General features: G+C 67.3%; 1 protein-coding gene. It reads right to left on the bottom strand.

Annotated features, from left to right (window positions below; translation table 11 throughout):
• The coding region (locus ON34_RS28645) for a thioesterase domain-containing protein (RefSeq protein WP_040785376.1) at window positions 1-444 on the bottom strand (444 nt) is incomplete at both ends.

Raw genomic sequence — 444 nt, 5'->3', positions numbered from 1 at the left:
GCCGCCCAATCCAGTTCGGCGACGTTGCCCAGATCCCCGGCCGCCTCACCGAGCAGCCCACCGATCAACTCGGCCACCGGCACCTGACCGGCGTCGCTGGTCGGCGTGCCGGGCGGGTCGGCCATGTAACTGTCCATCACCGCCAACAACGCCACGGTTTCGCCCTCACGTTGCAGCTGCACCGCCATCTCGTGCGCGAGGACACCACCGAAGGACCACCCCAGCAGATGGTACGGACCCTCCGGTTGCACCGACCGGATCAGCTCGACATACCGGGCCGCCCACTCCTCGATCGAGCCCGGCATCACCGCCTCGGCGGTGGCCAGCACCGGCGTTTGCAAACCATAAATGGGCCGGTCCGGATCGAGGTAAGCGGCCAAACCCGCATACGACCAGGAAATCCCCGACACCGGATGCACACAGAACAACGGCGCCGCCGAACCC

The organism is Nocardia pneumoniae NBRC 100136 (assembly GCF_000308755.1).
GTDB classification, from domain to species: domain Bacteria; phylum Actinomycetota; class Actinomycetes; order Mycobacteriales; family Mycobacteriaceae; genus Nocardia; species Nocardia pneumoniae.
This window is presented reverse-complemented; position numbering and strand designations above follow the sequence as displayed.